Annotated in this window: 22 protein-coding genes; 10 read left to right on the top strand and 12 right to left on the bottom strand. The window is 32.5% G+C overall.

What is annotated here, in order from left to right; translation table 11 throughout:
* Window positions 1-311 precede the first annotated feature (311 nt).
* The 8 genes from mgtE to pth form a co-directional block, all read right to left on the bottom strand.
* Window positions 312-1,712: a magnesium transporter gene (gene mgtE, locus HM981_RS03955; protein ID WP_179337275.1), complete on the bottom strand. Its 1,401-nt coding sequence runs from the start codon at window positions 1,710-1,712 to the stop codon at window positions 312-314.
* A gap of 32 nt (window positions 1,713-1,744) precedes the next feature.
* On the bottom strand, window positions 1,745-2,533 hold the full coding sequence (gene rsmA / locus HM981_RS03950; RefSeq protein WP_179337274.1) for a 16S rRNA (adenine(1518)-N(6)/adenine(1519)-N(6))-dimethyltransferase RsmA: 789 nt from the start codon (window positions 2,531-2,533) through the stop codon (window positions 1,745-1,747).
* A 134-nt stretch (window positions 2,534-2,667) separates the two neighbouring features.
* On the bottom strand, window positions 2,668-2,988 hold the full coding sequence (locus HM981_RS03945; RefSeq protein WP_179337273.1) for a DUF4286 family protein: 321 nt from the start codon (window positions 2,986-2,988) through the stop codon (window positions 2,668-2,670).
* Between the two features lie 126 nt (window positions 2,989-3,114).
* Window positions 3,115-4,899 (bottom strand): tetratricopeptide repeat protein, encoded by a 1,785-nt coding sequence (locus HM981_RS03940; RefSeq protein ID WP_179337272.1) that lies wholly within the window; start codon window positions 4,897-4,899, stop codon window positions 3,115-3,117.
* 323 nt (window positions 4,900-5,222) lie between these two features.
* The gene (gene serS / locus HM981_RS03935; RefSeq protein WP_179337271.1) at window positions 5,223-6,494 is read right to left on the bottom strand and encodes a serine--tRNA ligase; all 1,272 of its coding nucleotides are present in this window, start codon (window positions 6,492-6,494) and stop codon (window positions 5,223-5,225) included.
* 213 nt (window positions 6,495-6,707) lie between these two features.
* Complete coding sequence (locus HM981_RS03930; protein WP_179337270.1) at window positions 6,708-8,015, bottom strand: HTTM domain-containing protein; 1,308 nt, start codon at window positions 8,013-8,015, stop codon at window positions 6,708-6,710.
* Window positions 8,008-8,916 (bottom strand): bifunctional riboflavin kinase/FAD synthetase, encoded by a 909-nt coding sequence (locus HM981_RS03925; RefSeq protein WP_179337269.1) that lies wholly within the window; start codon window positions 8,914-8,916, stop codon window positions 8,008-8,010. The genes HM981_RS03930 and HM981_RS03925 overlap by 8 nt, the downstream gene beginning before the upstream one ends.
* Window positions 8,917-8,971: 55 nt before the next feature.
* Window positions 8,972-9,604 carry an aminoacyl-tRNA hydrolase gene (gene pth / locus HM981_RS03920; protein ID WP_179337268.1) on the bottom strand — a complete coding sequence of 211 codons (633 nt, stop codon included), beginning with the start codon at window positions 9,602-9,604 and terminating at the stop codon, window positions 8,972-8,974.
* A 274-nt stretch (window positions 9,605-9,878) separates the two neighbouring features.
* On the opposite strand from pth, the gene HM981_RS03915 reads away from it, so the two are divergent.
* From HM981_RS03915 to HM981_RS03875, 9 genes are all read left to right on the top strand, one after another.
* Window positions 9,879-11,039, top strand: coding sequence for a homogentisate 1,2-dioxygenase (locus tag HM981_RS03915; RefSeq protein ID WP_179337267.1), 1,161 nt, complete (start codon window positions 9,879-9,881; stop codon window positions 11,037-11,039).
* A gap of 117 nt (window positions 11,040-11,156) precedes the next feature.
* Entirely contained in the window at window positions 11,157-11,633 is a 477-nt protein-coding gene (locus tag HM981_RS03910) for a CCC motif membrane protein (protein ID WP_179337266.1), read from the top strand.
* Window positions 11,634-11,669: 36 nt separating this feature from the next.
* Entirely contained in the window at window positions 11,670-12,830 is a 1,161-nt protein-coding gene (gene hppD / locus HM981_RS03905) for a 4-hydroxyphenylpyruvate dioxygenase (RefSeq protein WP_179337265.1), read from the top strand.
* Window positions 12,831-13,118: 288 nt separating this feature from the next.
* Entirely contained in the window at window positions 13,119-13,907 is a 789-nt protein-coding gene (locus HM981_RS03900; RefSeq protein ID WP_179337264.1) for a DUF3108 domain-containing protein, read from the top strand.
* 13 nt (window positions 13,908-13,920) lie between these two features.
* On the top strand, window positions 13,921-14,853 hold the full coding sequence (locus HM981_RS03895; RefSeq protein WP_179337263.1) for a tryptophan 2,3-dioxygenase family protein: 933 nt from the start codon (window positions 13,921-13,923) through the stop codon (window positions 14,851-14,853).
* Between the two features lie 12 nt (window positions 14,854-14,865).
* Complete coding sequence (locus HM981_RS03890) at window positions 14,866-16,173, top strand: peptidoglycan DD-metalloendopeptidase family protein (protein WP_179337262.1); 1,308 nt, start codon at window positions 14,866-14,868, stop codon at window positions 16,171-16,173.
* Between the two features lie 8 nt (window positions 16,174-16,181).
* The gene (pgi, locus tag HM981_RS03885) at window positions 16,182-17,828 is read left to right on the top strand and encodes a glucose-6-phosphate isomerase (RefSeq protein WP_179337261.1); all 1,647 of its coding nucleotides are present in this window, start codon (window positions 16,182-16,184) and stop codon (window positions 17,826-17,828) included.
* A gap of 160 nt (window positions 17,829-17,988) precedes the next feature.
* The gene (locus tag HM981_RS03880) at window positions 17,989-20,523 is read left to right on the top strand and encodes a TonB-dependent receptor (RefSeq protein WP_179337260.1); all 2,535 of its coding nucleotides are present in this window, start codon (window positions 17,989-17,991) and stop codon (window positions 20,521-20,523) included.
* A 12-nt stretch (window positions 20,524-20,535) separates the two neighbouring features.
* Window positions 20,536-22,356 (top strand): hypothetical protein, encoded by a 1,821-nt coding sequence (locus HM981_RS03875; protein ID WP_179337259.1) that lies wholly within the window; start codon window positions 20,536-20,538, stop codon window positions 22,354-22,356.
* A 92-nt stretch (window positions 22,357-22,448) separates the two neighbouring features.
* On the opposite strand, the gene gldD is transcribed toward HM981_RS03875, so the two are convergent.
* The 4 genes from gldD to mutY all read right to left on the bottom strand — a co-directional run bounded on the left by gldD (window position 22,449) and on the right by mutY (window position 26,090).
* On the bottom strand, window positions 22,449-23,018 hold the full coding sequence (gldD, locus tag HM981_RS03870; RefSeq protein WP_179337258.1) for a gliding motility lipoprotein GldD: 570 nt from the start codon (window positions 23,016-23,018) through the stop codon (window positions 22,449-22,451).
* Window positions 23,019-23,113: 95 nt separating this feature from the next.
* Window positions 23,114-24,433: a gliding motility-associated protein GldE gene (locus HM981_RS03865; protein ID WP_179337257.1), complete on the bottom strand. Its 1,320-nt coding sequence runs from the start codon at window positions 24,431-24,433 to the stop codon at window positions 23,114-23,116.
* A gap of 20 nt (window positions 24,434-24,453) precedes the next feature.
* Window positions 24,454-24,891 (bottom strand): single-stranded DNA-binding protein, encoded by a 438-nt coding sequence (locus HM981_RS03860; RefSeq protein WP_179337256.1) that lies wholly within the window; start codon window positions 24,889-24,891, stop codon window positions 24,454-24,456.
* Between the two features lie 137 nt (window positions 24,892-25,028).
* Window positions 25,029-26,090, bottom strand: a complete 1,062-nt coding sequence (mutY, locus tag HM981_RS03855) for an A/G-specific adenine glycosylase (RefSeq protein ID WP_179337255.1) — start codon at window positions 26,088-26,090, stop codon at window positions 25,029-25,031.
* A 136-nt stretch (window positions 26,091-26,226) separates the two neighbouring features.
* Here mutY and HM981_RS03850 point away from each other — a divergent pair, with 136 nt between their 5' ends.
* The gene (locus tag HM981_RS03850; RefSeq protein WP_179337254.1) at window positions 26,227-26,517 is read left to right on the top strand and encodes an HU family DNA-binding protein; all 291 of its coding nucleotides are present in this window, start codon (window positions 26,227-26,229) and stop codon (window positions 26,515-26,517) included.
* Window positions 26,518-26,550: the final 33 nt, after the last annotated feature.

Genomic DNA, 26,550 nt, shown 5'->3' with positions numbered 1-26,550 from the left:
CTAAAGCAGGTGTTTTTTGTGAGTTTTAGATCGACTAGTTTTTATGAAAAATTAGTGTCTGCAATTTCTAAAGTAAAAAAAGGATGCGTGTATCACTTTTTAAATTCTATTAGATTTCATGAAATATTGAAGTAAAGTTAAGTATTATCAGATACTGAAACAAGTTAAGCAAGACAAATAAGAAGTTTTGTCTTTAGCTTTATTGCAATGAAGTTAGAGGTGACTGCGTTAGCGGTTGCAGCGGAAATCCTTTTGTTTTTTTACAAAAGATTGTAACGGAAAACGCGACCCTTGTGGTAACGCCCAAAAAATTAAATTCCTAAAATTAATTTAGCGATTAAGAAGTAAATTAATATGCCAAAAACATCATTACTTGTGGTAATAAATGGCCCTGTGGCAACGGCAGGATCAATACCTCTTTTGTTTAAAAATATGGGAATAAAAGTGCCAATTATTGCGGCCATTACAATCACTGCAATTAAGGCTATGCTGATAGTTATGGATACAATATATGGTGTGCCAAAAATAAAATGAGTAATAAGTATGGCTACTAAAGAAATGGCCACTCCATTGACGAGACCTAATAAAAATTCTTTAAATAAGCGTTTTAGAATGTTGCCATCTATAGTGCCATTTGCAATACCTTGAACGACAATTGCAGAGGATTGCACACCTACGTTTCCAGCTGTGGCTTGAATTAAGGGAACAAAACTAAGCAGTACAATAAAGTTGCCCATATTATCATTGAATTGTTCAATAATACTTGCGGCTCCCAAACCTCCAAACATACCAATAAACAACCATGGTAAACGTGCTTTGGTTAATTTTAGAATACTATCATCTGCTTCTACACCTTGCGAAATACCTGCAGCCATTTGGTAATCTTTATCTGCTTCTTCACGGATAACATCTATAATATCATCAATGGTAATTCTGCCTACTAAAGTTTGATCGTCGTTAACCACAGGAATGGCTTCTAAATCGTATTTAGCCATCACTTTTGCAACATCCTCTACGTCATCGTTAACATGGACCCAATCCACATTTTCTTTTACAATATCAGATATTTTTTGATCGCTTTTTGAAGTAATTAAGTCTTTTAATGATAATCTTCCTACGAGTTTGTCTTGCTTATCTACAACGTAAACAGAGTGTACTCTGGTAACATCTTTTGCTTGACCTCTAATTCTGCGTAAGCAGCCTGCAACGGTCCAAGTTTCGTAAACCTTAACTAACTCTTTAGCCATGAGTCCACCAGCTGTGTCTTCATCGTAAGCTAAAAGTTCTTGTATTTCTTCTCGGTGTTCTTCGTCTTCTATTTGAGAAATAACTTCTGCTTGCCGTGCTTCGGGAAGCTCAGAAATCATGTCTGCTGCATCATCGGTATCGAGTTCTTCGACTTCTTCTGCAATTTCTTTTGAGGATAGGTTTTTAAGTACTTTTTCTCTAATATCCTCATCAAGTTCCATGAGGATTTCTGAGGTGGTTTCAGAATCTAGAAGTTTAATGACGTAAACGGCATCATCGAGATCTAGTTCGTCAAGAATTTCTGCAATATCTGCATGATGATACTCATTTAGTAAGGTTTTTAAATCTTTGTCGTTTTGGTCTTCGACAAGGATTTCTACCTTTTCTACAAGCGCATTAGTTAGCTGAAATTGTATGTTTTCTTGAATGTCTTCCACTAGATTTTTTTTTTGCTTAAAAAGCATTTAGACTGTGCTCAGTGTGACAACAGTAAAAATTAGTTGATATCGTTTTGAATTAGCAACGTTAGCTCAATAAATTGTGAAACGCTTAATTGTTCTGGGCGTTGCCCAAATATAGTATTTGCTTTTAAGTTATCCGATAGATTAAAGGTTTTTAAACTATTTCTTAATGTTTTTCTACGTTGTTGAAAGCCTGTTTTTACAACTCTAAAAAATAGTTTTTCATCACAAGGTAATGTGAAGTTCTCTTTACGTTTAAGACACAAAACTCCAGAATCTACTCTTGGTGGTGGATTAAAAACGGTTGGTGGTACAGTAAAAAGGTATTCTGCATCGTAAAATGCTTGCGTAAGTACAGATAAAATACCATAAACTTTAGAACCTTCTTTTGAACAAATTCTCAACGCAACTTCTTTTTGAAACATCCCAGAAAATTCTGGAATTTGATGTCTTAATTCTAGCGTTTTAAATAAAATTTGAGACGATATATTGTATGGAAAATTACCTATTATAGCGTAAGGTTTGTCTTTAAAAACAAGGTTTAAGTCGTATTTTAAAAAATCTTTTTCAATAATTCGGTCAGCAAGAGTAAGGTAATTGTTTTTTAGATAGTCTACAGATTCTGTATCTATTTCAATAACGTGTGTTGTAATATCTTTTTTTAGAAGATACTTGGTAAGCACTCCCATTCCTGGGCCAATTTCTAAAACGTCGTCGTAGCCTTTGTAAGATAAGCTATCTGCTATGTCTTGGGCAATGGTTTCGTCTTCTAAGAAATGTTGTCCTAGGTGTTTTTTTGCTCTTACTTGATGCTGATTTGCCACGAATATAGGAGTGTTTTAAAATTAGTAGTTACGCAAAGATACACAGAGTTGTAACTAAATTGAGGTTTTTTATAGTAGAGGTGTAAAGTTGCAACGTATAGCATTACTATATTTTGCTGTTTTGCTCGGTGTTTTTATTTAAAATCAACAGAATACTCGTCTACAATCTCTAACTCCGTTCTAAAGGCTAACATTTTGTCTGAAAACCGTTGTAAGCCATCTTGTCTTAGTTCTTCTGCATGCTCTGCGTAATACGAATCTAAAGCTTCTCTAGAATGGGCTCTGTATTGTACAGAATAAGTATCTGTTTCAATATCTTCTACCAATACTTTGGTAAGCTTGGCTTCTTTAAATTTTCCTGTTGCTAAAACTTGTGGAATGTGTTCTTTAATCCACACTAGCCATTCATTGTGGATGCTTTTATCTATGTTAAGAGTAACGTTGTATATAATCATTTTTGGGTAATAAGAATTTGATGCAAAAATATGAATTTAGATGTTAATGCTTTGTGAAGTTTTGGGAAGTCTTAAAGTTGAAAAAGCGCTACAGGAAGTAGAAAAGGATTTTGTAAAAACTAAGACTTAATTAATGCTATCTCCTCTTAGCATCCTAAACATACGTCTTGCTTCAATGAAGTAAATGCTGTCCTGAAATTCGAAGATTATTTTTTCGTAAAGTTCCTTGGCTTGTTCTGGTTTTGCCAAATGTGTGTTGTAAAGTTCTGCTAAATAATAATGTGCGTCGTCTGCTAAGATGCCATCGCTGTAATTTGTTATAATTTCTTGGTAATTGGCTTCAGCTTTAGTGTACTGTTTCTTTTTCTCGTAGAGTTTGGCTTGTTGAAAAAGTGTTTGACTAATAATATTTTCAGTTTTATGTTCTTCTAAAATTTTGTCTAAAAGAGAAATAGCATCATCCGTTTTATTCTGAAAGGCATATAAATCTGCTTTCGCATAATACTTTAAGGCGGTTTGTAAACTGTCCTCGTATTTATTATCTGAAATTAATAATTTTAAGTCTAAGGCGTCGTTTGCAATTAATTGAGACGTTGATGATTTTAGAATTTTTAGCTGTGCTTCTGCCCAATCAAAATCACCTTTATAATAACTGGTTTTAGCGACTTTAAATCTAGCTTCTTGAGCAATAACACTATTTTTTAAATTGGCCTGAATTTGAGAATAGAAGATTAAAGCTTCGTTAAACTTTTCTTGAAGTACTAAAATATCTGCTAATAATAATTTTACTCTGGCTTGTTGATATGAGGATAGGTTCAGCTTTAAAGTCTCCTTTAAAAAGCGTGTTGCAGTTTTTGCATCTTTTTGGTTAAAGGCTAAGAATTTTCCGTAAGATAATTGTAATGATAAGGTTAATGAAGAAGAGCCAAATTCCTTAAATAAGTTAGTGTACGTTTCGTTAATCTGTTGTAATGTTTTTTCATCTGCATCTTTGGTGTCCATTTCCAAAATATACTGATGTGCAGTTAAGGCTGTTGTTGGTCCTTGTGTGGTTTCTAAGATGTAATTGAAAATTAATTTTGCGGCGTCGTCATCGTCATCTTTATGTGCTATTTCAGCCAATTCAAAAATACGATCTAAACTTTCAGGATTACGTTTGTAAAGTGCTTTCTCTTGAACAAAAGATTTGCTATATGCTTTCTCTTGAACATACAACCAACTGAGCATTTCGTACCAAATAGCTTTGGGTTCTTGTTGTATTTTTTTTAGAAGTAAACGCCTTAAATAGGTATTGTTTTCTGAGTCTCTATTTTCTGATATAAAATCGTTGATAGCACGCTTAATGTTGTTAAGGTAATTAGGTTTATCATCTACATATTCTATGTAGTTTACAAACATTTGTTCTACATTACCTTGGTCTCCGTAAATACGAGCGAGCTGAATATTGTAGTTTTTATCTGGTGTTAGAATCTTTCCTTTTTCGTAAGTTCTAATGGCTTGATCTAAAAGTGAATAATCTTCAAATTTCCGAGCAATTGTATAGATGTAATTAGGTTTTTCATCTGCATAAGTTATAGCTGCTTCGTAGAGTGTGGTTGCTCTTTTTATGCTGTCTTTAAGTTGAAAATTATAACCTAGAGCAATTAGCATTGCCGGATTTTGTCTTTTCTCTAAGCGTTCTACTAGGATTTTTTCAGAAGCATCATATTGTTCTAATTGCTGATGGATATCTACTAATTTATAAATGTAATTATAGCTAGTTGGATTTTCTTTTTGAAGGTTTTGGTATATAATTAGTGCTTTTTTAAATTCCCCTTTTTTGTAATAGCTTTCTGCTTGGTCTTCGCTGTTTTGCGAGAAACCAAAATAGGATGCCAATATTAAAAGGATAACGAAAAACCGCTGTTGCATATTTAAATTTTAGAAAAAAATAAACTAGTTAACTTCAAATATAGCAAATGCTTTAGGTAGATGTTGTGAAAAAAAATATAAAAAAAATACCTAAACTTTAGTTTAGGCATTTTAGTAGAAAAATAAAAGTGCTATTAATCAATATTTTATAAAATATGATTCAATTATTTTGTCTTTAATCCAGTAATAATCTAATTAATTTAGACGACATTGGAATGTCTAATATCTAAAAAAAATATCATAAAAACGAAGAAAGACCAAAATAATAGATGAAATACGTATTACCTTAACAATTGTGCTGAAATACTCCTGTTATTTCTTTTTTAAGAAATGCTATCAAAATTCGTGTAAGGGATTAAAACATCTGGAATTTTAATGCCATCTTCTGTTTGATAATTTTCTAAAATTCCGGCTAAAACTCTTGGTAAAGCTAAAGAACTTCCGTTTAATGTGTGGCATAATTCATTTTTACCTTCACTATTTTTAAAACGTAATTTTAAACGATTAGCTTGATAGGTTTCAAAATTAGAAACTGAAGAAATCTCTAACCAACGATCTTGTGCTGTTGAAAACACTTCAAAATCGTAGGTTAATGCCGCAGGAAAACCAGTATCTCCACCGCATAATTTTAATATTCTAAATGGTAATTTCAATTCGCGTAAAATATCTTTTACATGCTCTATCATACCTTCAAATGCTTTATAAGAATTATCAGGATGCTCTACTCGTATAATTTCAACTTTATCAAATTGGTGTAATCTATTTAAGCCACGTACATGTGCTCCATAACTTCCGGCTTCACGTCTAAAACATGGTGTGTAACCTGTAATACCAATAGGTAAATCCGTTTCATTTAATAAAACATCTCTAAAAACATTTGTTCCAGGAACTTCTGCAGTAGGTATTAAATATAAATCGTCTGTAGCATCGTGATACATTTGGCCTTCTTTGTCTGGTAATTGTCCTGTTCCATAACAAGAAGCTTCATTAACTAAATGCGGTAATTGGTATTCTGTATAACCAGCAGCTGTGTTTTTATCTAAAAAATAAGCGATTAATGCACGTTGTAATCGTGCTCCTTTACCTTTATAAACAGGAAAACCAGCACCAGTAATTTTATTGCCTAGTTCAAAATCTATGATATCATATTTTTTGGCTAGTTCCCAGTGTGGTTGAGCATCTTTATGCAACGTAGGAATCTCTCCTTCGTTAAAAATTTCTTCATTATCTGCATCAGAATTTCCTTTTGGTACAGATGCGTGAGGAACGTTAGGAATTTTATATAAAAGTGTTGTTAAGGCCTCCACTTTATCATTAAGCTCTTGCTCATAATTCTTTGTAGATTCTTTTAATTGGGTTGTCTTTTCCTTTAAAATAGTCGCTTTTTGAGCTTCTCCAGATTTATATAAGTTACCAATTTCTTTAGATAAAGCGTTAGATTCTGCTTTTGTGTTGTCTAATAATGTTTGAAGTGCTTTTCGATCTTCATCTAAAGCAATGGCATCATTAATCATTTGGGTAGCATCAATATTTCGTTTAGCTAAACGTGCTATGATGTCTTCTTTATTGTCTCTAATAAAAGGAACTTGTAACATAATTCTATTTTAAGTTAACGCCAACTAGCGTAGGAAATACAAGCAACAAAAGTAAAAAGAAAATGAGCAGAAAAAAATATAATACGTGCTATTTTAAATGCGGTTGAAATTTAAAGACTAACGACTAATTTAAGAGTAGATAAAACTAAATCTGCTATTTAACTTTATCCAAGATAAATTAATGAATAGGATTTGTCTTTATACATTTTGAATTTAGTCCGAAGTTAATATCCAGTCTTGATGCTTAAAATGGTGCCATTCTTCATTCGCAATATCAACTTTTGGGTCAATAAGTCGTTTTGAAGCTTTACCATTTATACTTACAAAAGCGTTAACGTAAACTTTTATAGTTTTGCCCTTTTTAGCATAATCTTGTTTTAGGTGTTGTGCAAATTGCCAAATAACATCTGGTTTTGTGCTGGCACCACGTTGCTGCTTTTTAGTTAAATAATCATCTAACCTTATCTTAATTCCTAAATTGGTTTCAGCATCTATAACCGAATATGTTGTTCTGCCGCTTTTTGCACGCAACATCATTCTCCAAGATAAACGATGACCTTCTTCTGTTAATAAAACATCGCCTTTAAAAAAATGATGTCTTAAAGGTAAAGCCACTTGGACTATAAAATAAATTGAGAATAGTGAGATTAATAGGATTCTGTGATTTGGAACACTAATTTCATTAGCATCATAAAAATCTTTCTTCTTTAAGAATATATTCCGAACGATTTTAGGTTCAAAAAAGAAGAGACTAAAAGCTAATGACATATATGGGAAAATACCAATCTGAAATACAATAGAATTAAATAGATGAAAAAATGTAGATGCGAAAAACGCATATTTTCGAGTGGGTTTAAATAGTAACAATGGAATGATTAAACCATCAAACAAAATACCACCATAAGCTAACATATAATGCACGGTTTGTTGTTGTAAGAGTTCTCCGATTATGAAGTAATTAGATTTACTTCTCATAAGAATTTCCATTACTGAGCCATCCAACCAGTCAGGATAAAACTTAGCTAATGACGCATAGGTGTAAAGAATAAATAACTGAAGTACAAAAACCCATTTACACCAACTTGGCATCGAGATTTGTTTAAGTGAAGGGTTTAGTTTCGCGTCTAAGGAAGCATAACGATTTGCAGGTAAAAACACCATTAAATAACTTAATAACATGAGTAAATAATAGTGGTTATTATACGAAGATTTTTGCATGAGGTAAGTAGCCGTCCACATAAGTGCAAACATGAGCATGGTAAATCTGTATTTGTAACCCAACATTATGCAGAGTCCTAAAAGTCCCATTATAAAATAATAGACATACATCCAATTTCCAGGAAGTGGTTGCAGCCACTCAAATCCAATAAATGAAAATGTAAATTCAGGTTCTATTAACGTACGTCTAATCCAACCTGTAAAAATGGCTCCGAAAGCTTCTAAAGCACATAGCAATCCAAAAATGATTCTGAAAACAATGAGTCCTGAATTGTCTATATGTTTAAATAAGAATTTATTCATTTAAGGTTTTTATGTAGCTATGAGCATTTGTCATATCTTTCTTTAGTTGCGCTTTTAAAGCTTCAAGATTTTCAAATTTTTGTTCGCTACGTAAGCGTTTTAAAAATTCAATCTTTAATTCAGAATCATAAATATCTTGGTTGAAGTTAAAAAAATGAACTTCAATTGAGCGTTTTTTCCCATTAACTGTAGGATTTGTACCAATATTCATCATTCCAAAAACGGTTTTGTTGTCAATTTTGGATTTTACAACATAAACACCATCACTTGGAATAAGTTTATAAGCTGCTGTTACATTAATATTTGCTGTTGGGAAATCTATAGTTCTACCTAAGCCTTTGCCTTTAATAACAGTACCTGTAATAAAGAAATTGTATCCTAAATACGAATTTGCTAAATCTACTTCTCCTTGGTTTAAAGCTGTTCTAATTTTTGTAGAACTCACAGTAACATCTTTTAGATCTTGTGCAGAAATTTCTTCAACATTAAAATTATAGAGGTCTGCAAATGCTTTAAGGTCATTTATATTAGCACTTCTGTTTTTGCCAAAATGATGATCGTAACCAATAACAATATTTTTGGTGTTTAACTCGTCTAACAAAATTTGTTTTACGTAATCTTTAGCAGAGAGGTTGGCAAAATCTTTGGTGAATTTTTTTACAATTACCTCTTTTATACCGTGGGATTTTAGTAATTCTATACGTTCTTCAATGGTGTTTAATAAACGAATAGAATCGTCTTTTTGAAGCACCATTCTTGGATGCGGAAACAAGGTGAGAACCACAGGGACATAACCTTGCTTTTTAGCAAGAGCTACCACCTGTTTAAGGATTTTTTGATGACCAATATGGATACCGTCGAAGGTGCCAATAGTTGTAACTTTTGCTGATTTTGAATTCAAATTAAACGGTATTGTTGTTTTTGATTTAGAAACGTACTGAAAACAAAGCTAAATGTTATTTTCCATTAAATTGGTTCATCGTGGTATTTACTCCGGCTAAAGCAAAAGATTTTACAAGATCTGCTGAAATTTTTAAGCGTTCTTTAAGCGCTGTGTTTTCGTCTTCAGTCCATTCTCCTAAAACGTAATCTACTTGTCTTCCTGTGCTAAATTCAGCACTAATACCAAATCTAAAACGGTTATACTTTACGGTCTGTAATTTGTCTTGCGTGTCTTTTAAGCCGTTGTGACCACCATCACTTCCTTTTGTTTTTAGTCTAAGCGATCCAAACGGAAGATTTAAATCGTCAGTGACAACGAGCAGATTTTCTAAAGGTATTTTTTCCTTCTCTAACCAGTATTTTATGGATTTTCCGCTGAGGTTCATAAATGTACTTGGCTTTAAAAGAATAAGTGTTCGACCTTTTATTTTTAAAGTGGCAACATCTCCAAGTTTTACGGTTTCAAAAGGAATTTCATTAGTTTCGGCTAAATAATCTAGAATTTTAAAACCAATGTTATGTCTGGTATTAGCATATTTTTCGCCTATGTTTCCTAAGCCAACGATTAAGAATTTTTTCATTTTGTCTTCTTCTGTGAGTTCTGTTTTATCACTAAAACTGAGCCAATTTTTTAAAAACCTATACATAGGTATTTCTAGTTTGTGCAAAAGTAAAAAGAAGTTGACTAAAAACTAAAGTGGTAAGTGATTTCATTTTAAATGATTTTTCTAATTCTTTTTAAATACCAAAAAAATATTGATATTTGTAACAGCATGAAACCATTCTGGGCCAATATAAAACTTCACCTTCATTTCCTTATCATTAGGAACCCAGAATAGATACGCATTTTTTGTACCTTTAAAACCTATGAAGTTTATACCATTAAACGTATAAATACATCAACTTTTAAACTAATTAAAAATGCCATTCTATCATAAGCTAGGAAACATACCACCAAAACGCCACACACAGTTTAAAAAAACAAATGGCGATTTTTATTACGAGCAATTGTTTGGTACTATTGGTTTTGACGGCATGTCTACCAACAGCTATCATGAGCAACGACCAACGCAAGTCAAGGAAATTAAAAAACAATACAGTGTTGCGCCTAAGATTGCTAAGGAAAACAATATGCAATCGTATCGTTTTAGAGGGTTTCAAGTAAAGCCGGAAAACGATTATTTAGAGAGTCGGAAAATAGTATTGACAAATAGCGACTGTAATATCATCTTAGCAGCACCAAAACAATCTACAGAATCCTATTTTTATAAAAATACAGATGCAGACGAATTAATTTTTATACATAAGGGTACAGGGAAACTAAGAACGCATCTTGGGAATCTAGATTTTAAATATGGTGATTATTTACTAGTGCCAAGAGGTGTTATTTACAAGCTGGATTTTGATACAGAAGACAATAGGCTTTTTATAGTAGAATCTCGCAGACCAATTTATACACCAAAGCGATACCGTAATTATTTTGGCCAATTACTAGAGCACTCTCCATTTTGTGAGCGCGATTTACGTCAGCCTCAAGAATTAGAAACCTATAATGAGTCGGGCGATTTCCTAATTAAAATTAAAAAGCAAGACGACATTTTTGATATGGTTTATGCCTCTCATCCTTTTGATGTGGTAGGTTATGATGGTTATAATTATCCGTACGCCTTTTCAATTCACGATTTTGAACCTATTACAGGGAGAGTGCATCAACCACCACCAGTACATCAAACTTTTGAAACTGATGCTTTTGTAATTTGTAGTTTTGTACCGCGTTTATACGATTATCATCCTATCGCTGTACCAGCACCATACAATCACAGTAATATAGATAGTGATGAGGTATTGTATTATGTTGATGGTGATTTTATGAGTAGGAATGATATAGCTGCAGGACACATTTCGTTGCATCCAGCAGGTATTCCTCATGGACCACATCCAGGAACCATGGAAAAAAGTATTGGTAAAGTAAAAACAGAAGAATTAGCAGTAATGGTAGATACTTTTAAACCCTTAAAAGTAACTGAAGAAGCTTTAAAAATTGCTGATGAAGATTACTTTAAATCGTGGCTAGAACACTAAATTGACAAAAATAAAATAGAAGTTTAACAAAGGCTACATACTCAACAAAAAGAGCCCCTTTTCAAAGTAATGCCAATAGTGGTTAATACAGGAAGGTAAGGTTGGGACTTATAAAAAATGAATCAGAATAAATTACCTGCAGATCCACTATCACTTATATTAGGAATATTAGCATTAGTTATTGGTATAGCTGGCTGTTGTTGTTATGGTATTACGGCTATTATTCCTTTAATTATGGCCATAATTGGATTGGTTTCGGCTAATAAAAGTTTACGAGAGTTTGGAGAGAATCCGGAAGCTTATAATGCGCAATCGCGTAGCAATGTTAATACAGCTAAGATTATAAATATTATAGCTATTGTGCTTAATGGTTTAGTGGTTCTTTTTGCGCTAGCTGCACTTGCTTTTTATGGTACTTTAGTTTCATCAGCTGTTTTAGACGGTATTCAGAATGGAAATTTTGAAGAAGATGACTATTATTACGAGTCAGAATATGACGATACAATAATAGAATCTGAAAGTTCTGATACTTGGGAAGATGATACTTATATTATTGAAGAGGAAATAGATTCAGTTGAAGTTGAAGATTTTTAAAATAGAATTAAGTTATAGTTTTTAAAATAGAATATTATGGCAAAAGAAGTAGAAAACGTAAACTACGGTTTAGAAAAGATATTTGAAGGTGCACAAGATTTTTTGCCGCTTTTAGGAACGGATTACGTAGAGTTTTATGTTGGTAATGCAAAACAATCAGCTCACTTTTACAAAACCGCTTTCGGATTTCAATCCTATGCGTATAAAGGTTTAGAAACAGGCTCAAAGGATTCTGTAAGTTATGTGTTAAAGCAAGATAAAATACGCTTAGTACTAACAACTCCATTAAATAGTAAATCTGAAATTAATAAGCATATCGTTCAACATGGAGATGGTGTAAAAGTGGTGGCGCTTTGGGTAGATGATGCTCGTAAATCTTACGAAGAAACAACTAAACGTGGTGCTAAATCTTATATGGAACCAACCGTTGAAAAAGATGAATTTGGTGAAGTGGTAAGAGCAGGTATTTACACTTATGGAGAAACCGTTCACATGTTTGTAGAACGAAAAAATTATTCGGGTACGTTTATGCCAGGATTTGTAGAGTGGAAAAGTGATTACAATCCAGAACCAACAGGACTAAAATATATAGACCATATGGTTGGTAATGTAGGTTGGGGAGAAATGAATACTTGGGTAAAATGGTATGAAGATGTTATGGGCTTTGTTAACTTTTTATCTTTTGATGATAAGCAAATCCATACAGAATATTCAGCTTTAATGAGTAAAGTAATGAGTAATGGAAATGGTCGTATAAAATTTCCAATAAATGAACCTGCAAAAGCAGCTAAAAGATCGCAAATTGAAGAGTATTTAGATTTTTACGAAGGTTCAGGTGTGCAACATATTGCTGTGGCAACAGACGATATTATTACAACGGTATCTCAATTAAAATCTAGAGGAGTTGAGTTTTTATCTACGCCTCCAGATGATTATTACAGAGCAGTACCAGGACGTTTAGAAGAACATAGTCATGCACTTAGAGAAGATATTGAAACTTTAAAAGGTTTAGGTATAATGATAGATGCAGATGAAGAAGGCTACTTACTTCAGATTTTTACAAAACCAGTAGAAGATAGACCAACCTTGTTTTTTGAAATTATTCAGCGCATGGGAGCTCGTGGTTTTGGTGCAGGAAACTTTAAGGCTTTGTTTGAGTCTATTGAGAGAGAACAAGAGAAAAGAGGAACTTTATAAAACATAATTCAACGTCTCTAATATCTGAAACTTATAGGTTTTCTTAGTGTAAAAGGAATTGCTTTTACATTTAAAGACACAATTCAATGCTGTTTTTTATTGTAATTCAATGGTTTTAAAGAATTGGAATAGTAATTGTATTTAATATAAATGTAACACAAAAGATGAGTTACATTAATTACATTTACAAACTAGAAATTATGAAATGAGCAATACAAATATATTAGTGCTCTATGCTATAATTAATAGGAATCACATGTGATAGTAAATGACAATATATAAAAACACATGAAACATATATTTACCATAATATTATTTTTTGTAGGATTTCAAGGTTCTGATGTGAAACAGAAATCTGCATTTCAAGATGGAGAGTGGTTTAAATTTGAAATGAGTTACAGTGGTTTTGTCACTGCAGGAAATGCTACATTATCTGTAAAAGAAACTAAATTAGACAAGAGGCCAGTGTTTCACGTTGTGGGTAAAGGCTGGACAACAGGACTCGCTAAATTGTTTTTCAAAGTTAAAGACAGATACGAAAGCTATTTTGATGCAGAAACTGGTGCTCCTTATAAGTTTATTAGAAAAATAGATGAAGGTGGCCATACCAAAGACATCGAAATTAACTTTGATCATGAAAATAAGATTGCAGAGGTTGAAAACAAAAAACATAAGGTCACTAAAAGAATAACTACTGAACAAGATATTCAAGATATGGTTTCTATGTATTATTATTTAAGAAATAATATAAATATAGAATCGTTAAAACTAGGCGACGAGATAAAAACAAATATGTTTTTTGATGAAGAGAACTATGGTTTTAAACTCAAATATTTAGGAACAGAAACTATAGAAGTGGATGTTAACGGTGCTGAGGTAAAAGTAAAAACAATTAAGTTTAGACCATACGTTATGGCAGGTCGTGTGTTTAAAGAAGAAGAAAGTTTAACCCTTTGGGTAAGTGCAGATAAAAATAGAATTCCTTTAAAAATTAAAGCAGATTTAGCTGTAGGCTCTCTGCGTGCAGATCTTATTGAATTTAAAGGTTTAAAACATTCATTTCAAGTAGAATTTTAAGATTAACTAGTATATGCCAGACCAACCAAACTACGATAACATTATAAAGTCTCTTGAAGAGAAGTATGAAAAAATAGATCAAGACACAGACGATCATCTATATGGTTTACTCTACAGTAAGCCCATAACATATTGGGATTATATTCATACAGATGCGTTATTAAATTTACAGATTCAGCGTACAACACTTCCAGATGAAATGGTTTTTATTGCTTATCATCAAATTAATGAATTGCTGTTTAAAATGATTCTTTGGGAAATTTCTCAAGTTGCAGAAAAAGAAGATTTAGAGGTTACATTTTTCGAAAGTAAACTGATGAGAATTAGCCGCTATTTCGACATGTTATCTACTTCGTTCAATATCATGAGAGAAGGTATGGATGTAGAACAGTATATGAAATTTAGATATACACTAACTCCTGCAAGTGGTTTTCAAAGTGCACAATACAGACTGATAGAGTTTTCATCTACTGAATTAATTAATCTTATCGACTATAGATTCAGAAAAGATATTGATAGAGATACCTCTTTTACACATGCTTTTGAGCATTTATATTGGCAAGCAGCAGGAAAAGATCATAAAACAGGGAAGAAATCGACACTTTTGGTTAATTTTGAAAAACGCTACAAAGACGAGTTTTTAAGGTTTATGGAAACATATAACACTAAAAACCTTTGGACACGCTTTAAAGAACTGCCAGAAAAAGATCAGAAAAACGAAGAGCTTATAAAAGCTATGCGTCATTATGATTATACGGTTAATGTGTCTTGGGTAATGGCGCATTACAATGCCGCAAAACATTACATAGATAGCGGAATTGGGGATGGAGAGGCAACTGGAGGAAGCGATTGGAAAAAATATATGCATCCAAAATATCAAAAACGTATTTTCTTTCCAGAATTATGGAGTAAAGAAGAAGTAGAAAATTGGGGAAATAATTTATAATTAGCTTAATTAATGCAATTAAAACAATTAATCGCAATAGCAGTAATTGCGATAAGTATATATGCTTGTAAAGAGGATAACTCAGCCGAAGTAGACTTAGAAAAAGAACAAGCAGAAATTGTTGAAGAAGAAAAAATTCTAGAGTTTGGTTTCGATATCAAGAACTATAGAGTAAAACGAGACACCATTAAATCTGGCGATAGTTTTGGTGAAATTATGCAACGAAATAATATTGGGTATCCTAATATTTTTCAAATTGCAGAAGTTACTAAAGATACTTTCGATATTAGAAAATTACATCCAGGGAGACCTTATACGTTGTTGTATTCTAAAGAATCAGAAAAAGATAGTCTGCCAAGTCCAAGTACGTTTATATATCAGCCTAATCAAGAAGAATATGTGGTTATTGGTTTAAAGGATTCTATTCACGCTTATAAGAGTAGAAAACCTATAACCTATGTCGAAAAAACAGCTACAGGAATTATAGAAAGTAGTATTTCAAAAACTCTAGAAGATAAAGGGTTGAGTCAGCGATTAGCTTATAAAATGGCCGATGAGATTTATGCGTGGACTATAGATTTTAGACGTTTACAGAAAGGTGATCGTTTTAAAGTAATTTATACTGATAAATATATAGACGATACTATTTATGCAGGAATTCAGAATGTAAAAGCAGCTTATTTTGAACATAATGGAGATTCGCTATATGCTTTTCAATTTGAAACCGATTCTATTCATAACATTAGAGATTATTTTAATGAAGAAGCAAAAAATCTGAGACGTGCATTTTTAAAAGCTCCAGTTCAGTTTAGTCGTATTTCATCACGTTATAATTTAAAACGAAGAATCGCACATTACGGATATCGTATTAAGGCACATCGCGGAACGGATTTTGCAGCACCAAATGGCACGCCAATATTGGCAACAGCGAGTGGTACAGTAACGAGGTCTGGTTATGGTACCGGAAATGGTAAATTTGTAAAAATTAGACATAACGCTACCTACGAAACACAGTATTTACATATGTCTCGTCGCAAAGTTAAAGTGGGCGAATTTGTAAAACAAGGAGATGTTATAGGCTACGTAGGTAGTACAGGTAGTTCTTCAGGAAATCATGTGTGTTATCGTTTCTGGAAAAATGGTAAAGAAGTTGACCCTTTTAAACAAAAGCTTCCAGAAGCTAAACCAATTTCTGATAGTTTAAAAGTGAAGTATTTAGAGCATATTAAACCAATTAAGCAACAACTAGATAATATCTTTTTCTTAGAGGCACAACCTAAAGAAACAGAAAATACAATAACGGAAGATCCAATTTTATAATTAAAATTATGGCATTAAAAGCAACCAATCCAACCACAACAAAAGCTTGGGGAAAATTACAAGCACATTTTGAAGATATTAAATCTAAACATTTAAAAGATTTATTTAGTTCAGATGCAGAAAGGGCAACTGATTTAACGGTTAAATGGGATGACTTTTATGTAGATTTTTCTAAAAATAGAATTACAAAAGAAACGGTAAATCTACTTATAGAGTTGGCTAATGAGCTAGACTTAAAAGATGCTATATCTAAATATTTTGATGGTGATATCATTAACGTCACAGAAGACAGAGCAGTTTTGCATACCGCTTTAAGAGCGCCAGAAGATGCTGAGGTTTTAGTAGATGGTGAAAATGTGATTCCTGAAATTCACGAAGTAAAACGTAAAATTGAAGCATTTACAAATTCTGTTGTCAATGGCGATCATAAAGGTTTTACAGGTAAAGCAATTACAGATGTTGTAAATATTGGTATTGGAGGCTCTGATCTTGGACCTGCAATGGTGGTAGATTCACTTCAGTTTTACAAAAATCAATTAGAAACACATTTTGTTAGTAATGTAGATGGAGATCATTACCAAGAAATTATAAAAAACTTAAATCCAGAAACAACACTTTTTGTAATTGTATCTAAAACATTTACAACACAAGAAACGCTTTCTAATGCTAACTCTATTAGAGCTTGGTTTTTAGAATCTTTACCAAAAGAAGCAGTGTCTAAACATTTTGTTGCTGTTTCTACTAATATTGAAAGTGTAAAAGCTTTTGGTATTGATGAAGATAATATTTTCCCGATGAAGGATTGGGTTGGTGGACGATTCTCACTTTGGAGTGCTGTAGGTCTTTCAATTAGTTTAGCTTTAGGTTACAAACATTTTGAAAGCTTATTAGAAGGCGCTCATAAAATGGATACCCATTTTAAAACAGCAGACTTTGATCAAAATATCCCTGTAATTTCAGCATTATTAACCGTTTGGTATAATAACTTCTTTCAATCGGAAAGTGAGGCAATTATTCCGTATACACAATATTTAAACCAATTCGCCACTTACCTTCAGCAAGGTATTATGGAAAGTAATGGTAAAAGTGTAGATAGAGATGGTAACAAAGTAAATTACCAAACCGGAACCTTAATTTGGGGAGAGCCAGGTACTAACTCGCAACATGCCTTTTTTCAATTAATACATCAAGGCACAAAACTTATTCCAACAGACTTTATTGGTTATGTCAATTCATTATATGGTAATAAAGATCATCACGATAAATTGATGTCTAATTACTTCGCACAAACGGAAGCGCTAATGAATGGTAAAACTGAAGCAGAAGTTTTAGCTGAATTTGAAGGCAAATCGATGTCTAAAGAAGCGATTGATGCATTAGCACCTTTTAAGATATTTGAAGGTAATAAACCAACCACTTCGTTGTTAATTCAAAAGCTAACTCCAGAGAGTTTAGGGAAATTAATAGCCATGTATGAGCATAAAATCTTCGTTCAAGGCATCATTTGGAACATTTATAGCTACGATCAGTTTGGTGTTGAGCTAGGAAAACAACTCGCGAAATCTATACTAGATGAGCTTAATAATGCTAGTAAAGATGGTAATCATGACGCTTCTACGCAAAATTTACTAGCTTTCTATATGAATAATTGTTAAAAATTGTTAAAAAGTTTTCATAAAATTGATTATCAATCTATAAAATTTGTTGATTCTATAATTTATCTTCACAATGCTTAATTGTTAACATTAAGTTAATGTTTTAGCTGTTGTATTGCGTAATTTTGCGCAGATAAAAACCAATTAACTGAAATTTTATATGAAAAAATTTAGTCATTTTTTATGTATTGTTGTTTTAACATGTTTCTCAACATTTGCATATGCCCAAACTACTGTCAAGGGTAAAATTATTGATAGTGACACTAACTCGCCACTTCCTGGTGCTAATATTATAGTAAAAGGAACTACGAATGGTGCAACCACTGATTTTGATGGTGAATTTAGCTTAAATGCAGCATCAAGTACTGGTGAAATCCTTATTTCTTATGTAGGCTATTTATCTCAAACTATAGCTTATAGTGGAGAAACGGATTTAGGAACAATAACTTTAATGTCTAGCAATGTTGGCTTAGATGAAATTATGATTATTGCTTCTGTAGCGGTGGATAGAAAGACTCCAGTTGCGGTTTCAACAATTAAGGCTGAAGAGATTGCTATTAAGTTAGGTACTCAAGAATTTCCTGAAATTTTAAAATCAACACCAGGTGTTTATGTAACAAGACAAGGTGGTGGTTATGGAGATAGTAGAATAAACCTTAGAGGGTTTAGTTCTGAAAACGTTGCTGTAATGATTAACGGTGTTCCTGTAAACGATATGGAAAATGGTGCTGTTTATTGGAGTAACTGGGCAGGTTTAGGAGATGTAACTTCTTCTATGCAGGTTCAAAGAGGTTTAGGTGCTTCTAAAGTAGCAGTAGCTTCTGTTGGTGGTACAATTAATATTATTACTAAAACGACTGACGCAGAACAAGGTGGTAAGTTTGGTGCTAGTGTAGCTAATGATGGTTACTTAAAGTATGGTATGACGTACTCAACGGGATTAAGTGATAAAGGTTTTGCAGCTACAGTTAGTGCTGCTAAAATTACAGGTGATGGTTATGTTGATGGAACTGAGTTTTCAGGATACAATTATTTCTTAAGTTTATCTCAACAAATAAATGACAAACATAGATTGTCATTTACTGCTTTTGGTTCGCAACAGCAACATGGTCAGCGTTTTAATCGTTCTACGATTGCTGAATTAAAGGATACAGATTCAGGTCCGCAAAAAGCAAATAAAGATTGGGGTTATAAAAATGGTGAAGTTTATCATCAGTCTTATAACTTTTTTCACAAACCACAAATGGCTATTAACCATTTATGGAATATAGATGACAAATCAGCTTTGTCTACATCATTTTACGCGTCGTTTGGTTCAGGTGGTGGACGTAGAGATGAAGGTTCTAAAATTGGATCTGATGATTATAGATTAGGGTCTACAGGCTTAACACCAATTGATTTTGATAAAGTGGTAGAAGAGAATCGTGCTAATGGTGTTAATGGTTCTACTGATATTCTTTCATCATCTATAAATAATCATGAATGGTATGGTATTTTATCTAGTTATAAAAACAGAATTAATGATAAATTAACAATTTCTGGTGGTTTCGACGGACGTTATTATATTGGGTCTCACTGGTACGAAGTAGAAGATTTATTAGGAGGTCAATTCTTCTTAGATAATGAATCAGATACTTATGCTTTTGGTAAGCCACTTCAAGTAGGTGACAAATACAACAAAGATTACGATGGTGTTGTTACTAGATATGGTTTATTTGGACAAGCAGAATACCAAATTAATGAGTCTGTAAACGTGTTTGTGGCTACAGATATTTCAAACAGTATCTATAAGCAGAAAGAATACATGAATAATACTATTGTAGGAAGTAGAGAGTCTGAAGCTGTAAACTTTGTGGGATATGGTATTAAAGGTGGTGGTAACTATAACATAGACATGAATAACAATGTATTTGTTAATGTTGGTTATTTTTCTAAAGCACCATTTTTAGATGATGTATTTTTAGATGAAGACGGAATTATTCCAAATGAAGATGCTGTAAATGAAAAAGTATTTAGTGCAGAATTAGGATACGGTTACCGTAGCGAAAAATTAAGTGCTAATGTTAACATATATTATACTAACTGGTTAGATAAGTCATTTGGAGGTTCAATTGGTACTGGTGAAAACTTATTCTTTTATAACCTATTAGGTATTGATGCATTGCACCAAGGTATTGAATTAGATTTTAGATATAAAGCTACTGAAAAGATAACAGTAACAGGTATGGCCTCTTTAGGAGATTGGCAGTGGAAAAGTAACGTGTCTGCAGATATAAGAGATCAAGCAGGTGATATTGTAGATGTTGTAGAAGTTGTTGCAGAGGATTTAAAAGTAGGTGATGTTGCTCAAACAACATTTGCATTAGGTGTAGATTATAAATTAGCAGCTAAATCTAACATCTATGTAGATTATAACTTTGCTGGTGATAACTATTCGTCTTATGATGTTACAAACAGAGGAAGTTCAGACTTACCAGATGTATGGAAACTTCCTGATTTTGGTTTATTTGATGTTGGTGTTAGACATTCTTTTGAAATGGGCGATTTTCAAGCTGTTTTAATAGGTAAAGTGAATAATGCATTTAATACTGAGTATGTTTCAGATGCTAACGATTTAGATGGTACTGCTAATACAGCGCAAGTTTATTTTGGCCCTGGAAGAACTTATAGTGTAGGATTAAGTGTTAATTTTTAAAAAAAAAAGAATATGAAAAGAATATTTTATTGTTTAGCAATTTTGGGTATAACCTTTGTGGGTTGTAATCCAATGGAAGACATTTATGATGGACTGGATACAACGGCAGATCCAATTGTAGGATCTGAGTCTTACACACTAACTAGTGACGATTATACAGAGTTAGATCTAGGGTTTGGTAGCTTTAGTTCAGAGGAAGATGCAAGAACAATGTTACCTGCTTTTTTATCAGATAGATATCCATTTTGGGGAGAAGGTTCTTCTGTTTTAGTTGGATTTGATTTATACGTAGGAAATGCATTTGACCTAAGAGATTATAATTTAGTACAAGATGATTATACTTTTAGTGGTAGTGATGGATTAGGTTTTAATTCAGATGACGATCCTCTTGAATATTTAGCAGACATTCTTACTACTAATATTGAAAGTCCTTCTATAGGTGATTACCGAAGAGCAAGATACTTTCAATTTACGGGAGATTTCGTAGTTGTAACACCTACAGTATCTTTAGATGATAATTTTGATTATGGTGCTACAGCTGGGGATTTAACGGCTGTTGGTTCTGCGAATTGGGAAGCGCATTCTGGTGTTGGTTCAGGGCCAATAGGATATGCTACTTCTAGTTTGTCAATGACTGATTATCCTTCAACTGATATCGGAGGATCTATTACAATTGATGCTGACGGATCTGAGGATATATCAAGTTATTTTTCTGGAATAGCTTCAGGAAATGTTTATGCAAGTGCATTGGTAAATTTGAGTACTGTAAGTACAGGAACTTATATATTTCATTTAAGAGATACTGACTTTGCTGTAGGTTATGTAGCAAGAGTTGGAGCTATGGATGATGGTTCTGGAAATATCTTATTTGGTATTGGTGCCAGTTCAAGTACATTAACTTATGGTACTACATCTTTTGATCTAAACACTACATATCTTCTTGTATCGTCTTATAATATAGAAACAGGCGTATCTAACTTATATATATTAGATGCAGCAGAAGCTACTGAGCCTACAACTCCTGAAGCAACAAGTACAGGAGATACTGGTGCAGTTGTCACAGGTGTTTCTATCCGTCAAGGTGGTGGTGGACCAACTGGAGTTTTTGATGGTATACGTGTTGCAAACACATGGTCTGCAATTATGAGCAATGATGTATTAGATGATGAAATTGTTGGAGATAAAACAGCTTACGAAATGTATTTTGAATATACAGGTACAGAATGGGCATTACCTTCTGATAGCTTTTATGCTATTACTGATGAAGATTATGAATCTATGGGTATTGAAAGCTTCGGAAGTTCAATTTCTCCAGATGATTATTTAGCTACATTTTTAAGTTTAAAATATCCATACGCGCAAGAAGATGACATGATTAATGTAGGTTATAACTATGAATCAAGTTCAAGCGGAACAGGTGCAAGAGGTAGTCTTTATACGTTTTTAGACGGAGAATGGACAGCTTATCAATCTACAATCTCTACAACACTTCAATTTGGTTATGTTAATGGTGTTTGGGAACCAGATAATACTATTAGGTATACTTTAACATCTGATGATTATGCTGCTATAGTATCTGATTTAGCAACTGTTTATCCAGCAGCTACAGCAAGTACAGATAATTACGGAAACATGGACAGAAGAGCTGGTAATGCGGCTGAGTGGACAGATCCAATGATACTAGATGCTATTAATGTAGTGTTAGGTAACGTTGCACCTTCTGCAGATGAAGAACAAAAATATGTAATTACTCTTGAGGTTTATAATGGTAGTAATACTACAGAAGACTTCGCTGTTATTAAAATAGGTGGCGTATGGGTTTACCAAAGCTAATAAAGCGGTAAATTAAATACATTACAAATAAAAAAAATGCCTATCGAAATTTCGATAGGCATTTTCTATTTGTTAATAATTATATGAGAATTCTACTCCTTCCATTCTACACTCTCCATAATACGCTTAATATCTTTTTTTAAATATTCTGAAGCAGGATAAATAGAATCGTAATTAGGTTTAGCATAGAAATAAAGCGAACCACTTAAAAAATGATTAATACTATCTGTTATATAAAACTGAGATTGTGATGCAGCATTGCCTCCTATTTCATATAACATACCATAAGCTTTATGTGCTTTGTTTTCAAAAATATTTTGAGAAATCTCATCTGCTTTTATAGCGTGTTTTTGAGTTAGGTTTTGCGTGTCTCTAAGTAAACTATCAATGTTACCATTTTCAATGTCTTTATACGTAAGGTAAATGGTTGCTTTTAAAGAGGGATACTTAATATCAATACCATTAATGTTTCCCGCAGTTTTTACCGTTTTAATTGGCTCTGAAAGATTATTTTTATCGAAAGAAAAAGGGAGAGGCACATTAGTTTTCTCGTAGATAGCATCTGGATATTGAAGTCTTAAATAACCTTTGGGTTTTGGCAATGGATCGTCTCCGCAACTTAATATCAATAGACTTAAAAGAGGTAAAGCTATGCGTTTCATGTGTTTTGGTTTTTATTTAAGTATACTTTGACTTCGCTTAGTGCAGGCGCTATTAATTATTATCATAATTGAAAAATAAGCTTAACAAATGTATTTTATGTATTCTTATCTAATAACGTAAGCTTAATTTGTTTTATGCGTTTACGTTCTAAAGCTTCTACAGTAAAAACGTAATTTTCAAAATTTATTTTACTTCCTATTCGTGGAAAACCACCTGAAATTTCTAATACAAAACCAGCGAGAGTTTCAGCCTCCCCTTTTCGAGATTCAAAATAATCCACATCATTTTCAATACCAACTATTTTATAGACATCTTTAAGCGGTGTTTTTCCTTCAAAACTAAAGTTGTTGTTATCAAGTTTGGTGTAAACTAAATCGTCATCATCATACTCATCACTAATATCACCTACAATTTCTTCAATAATATCTTCTAAAGACACCAATCCTGATGTACCACCATATTCATCTACTACAACAGCAAGATGAACTTTTTTGGTTTGAAACTCTACCATTAAATCATCCAGTTTTTTGTTTTCTGGCACAAAGAAAGGTTCACGTAAAATGGTAGTCCAATCAAATGTTTTTTTATTTAAATGTGGCAATAAATCCTTGACATAGAGAACTCCTATAATGGTGTCAATACTTTCTTCGTAAACAGGAATTCTAGAATAACCATTATCAATAATTTCTTTTATAATAGTTTCATAAGGAGTGTTTATGCTTAACGCAAACAAATCCATTCTTGGTCGCATTACTTGTTTAGTGTCTGTATTCCCAAATGATACAATACCTTGTAGTAATTTTTGTTCTTCTTTAGTGGTGTCTTCATCGTTTGTTAATTCTAAAGCTTGCGATAATTGATCTACACTTAAATTAGAACGTTGTTTTCCAAATTTATTATGAATTTTAATCGTCACATAACGCATTGGCAAACTCAATGGAGAAAAAATGACGTCTAACACTTGTAAAGGCCTTGCTATAAAAGATGAAAATTTTACGCTATTTCTGCTCGCGTAAATTTTAGGAATAATTTCACCAAACAACAATATTAAAAAGGTGGCAGAAACAACCTCAATTAAAAACCGAAAAAGACTATTTGATATGCCATCAAAAAGCGTTTCTCCTATATAAGCAAAGAGTAAAACAACAGCTATATTTATAAAGTTATTGGCAACTAATATGGTGGCTAATAACTTTTTTGGACGCTCTAAAAGTTTAGCTATAATTTGCATTGAAGCCGATTTGTTTTCTAAACCTTCATTTAAATGTGTTTTAGTTAAAGAGAACAAGGCGACTTCAGCTCCAGAAATTAGAGCAGAACATGTTAGTAAAACAATAAGAATAATAATACTTGTTATAAACGAAGTATCAATAATTAGAAAATTTGAAATTAAAACCGTGGGTTCTGGGTCCAAAATAAAGTAATATTAAAAGATTAAAATGGTAAATCATCATCTCCTTCTGGTGCAGCAGCAGGTGAAGATTGTTGTGGTTGAGCTTTTGGTGTACTAGGCTTTTGTGGTTTTTGCTGATCACTTTTTGGTGTTAAAAAAGTAAAATCATCACATTGTATTTCCGTAGAATAGCGCTCCATGCCTTTATCATCAGTCCATTTTCTGCTTTTTATTCTACCTTCAATATAAATTTTGTCGCCTTTAGATAAGTATTTTTCACAAATTTCAGCAGCTTTATTTCTAACCACAATATTATGCCATTCCGTATTGGTTATGCGCTCATTGGTTTGCTTACTAGTGTAAGATTCACTTGTAGCTATAGGAAAACGACCAACGCAATTTTTATCATCAAAATAGTGCATTTTTACTTCGTCACCTAAGTTTCCTATTAGCATTACTTTATTTAACGTTCCAGACATAATAATTTGTTTTAATAAGGTGTAAAGTTACTGTTTTTGCAATCACTACTTTAAAAGTAATAAAAAAATGTGATTTCTTTAATATTCTTAACTAAAGACTTCTTTTAAATCTCTGTAAATAAGGGGTTTGATTCTCATTATTTAAGATGAGAAATAGTATTAAAATTAAAAGTATTTATAAAGTCACCTATTAATACAGGAACAGGATATTGATCGAGTGATTTAACGGTAATGGCTGTTTTTGGTAGTGACTCTGCCTCAATAATCCAGAATTTAGTATGCAAATGCTGATGCGATAATTTATGTACAACATCTACCTCATTATATAAGGAGTAATCAAACGTTGATGTTTCTAATAAAGTTTGGTCTAAATTTAAAAGATGAAACTCTTCAGGACTAAGGCTTTTATCAGATTCAATTAACGGAAACTGATATAGGTTTTGCCAGATACCTTTATGAGTACGTTTTTCAAAAAGTATCTTTTTATCAGGATCTATACATACTAAAAAGTTGAAGTACTTAGTTGTAACCTTCGTTTTCTTCAATTTCAATGGGAGCAGACTTACCGTGTTCTTTTGAAGCGCAACACAACTATCTTTAAAAGGACAAATTGTACAATCTGGATTTTTGGGTTTACATTGTAAAGCACCAAACTCCATAATAGCCTGATTATAGGTTGCAGGTTGCTCTTTATCTATTAAAGAAGATGCTAAAGATTTAAATTCTTTGATACCTAGTGTAGAGTTAATAGCTGTTTCAATTCCAAAATAACGCGCTAGTACACGATAAACATTTCCATCTACTACAGCAGCGACCTCGTTAAAAGCAATAGAAGCAATGGCGCTAGCAGTATAATCACCAACTCCTTTTAATTTTAGTAACTCTTTATAGTTATTTGGAAATACACCATTTAGATGGTTTGCAATATGTTTTGCAGAGGTATGAAGATTTCTTGCTCTAGAATAATAACCTAAGCCTTGCCATAATTTTAAAACGGAGGTTTCAGTAGCGTTAGCAAGATCAAAAACTGTTGGGTATTTAGCAGTAAATGCGTCGTAATAAGGTAATCCTTGTTTAACTTGAGTTTGTTGTAAAATTATTTCTGACAGCCAAATGTAATATGGATTGTTGGTTTCGCGCCATGGTAAGTTTCGTTTATTTACTGAGTACCAATTAATTAGTGTGTTGTTAAAATCCATTTGACTTTTTAGATGAGATGGCAAAATTAAATGTTTATAGTCTTAAATTTTAATTAATTACGTTTGAAATATTGAAATTAAAATGCATATATTTGCATCCCTTATAATTTTTATAGTAACCCTAAAACTAGTAACAATGACAAAAGCTGATTTAGTAGCGAAAATATCTGATAAATTAGGTATCGAAAAAGGAGACGTACAGGCAACTGTTGAAACCTTTATGGAAGAAGTTAAAACTTCTTTAGAAGGTGGAGATAACGTATATTTAAGAGGTTTTGGTAGTTTCATTATTAAAACAAGAGCTGAAAAAACAGGTCGTAATATTTCAAAGAATACTACAATAAAAATTCCAGCACACAACATTCCAGCATTTAAGCCGGCTAAAGTATTTTTAGAAGGAGTTAAATCTAATGTTGAGGTTAACTAAGAAAGCATTTAGACAAAATATTAACTTAAAAAG

It is taken from the genome of Winogradskyella ludwigii (assembly GCF_013403985.1).
In the GTDB taxonomy this organism is placed as follows: Bacteria; Bacteroidota; Bacteroidia; order Flavobacteriales; family Flavobacteriaceae; genus Winogradskyella; species Winogradskyella ludwigii.
This window is presented reverse-complemented; position numbering and strand designations above follow the sequence as displayed.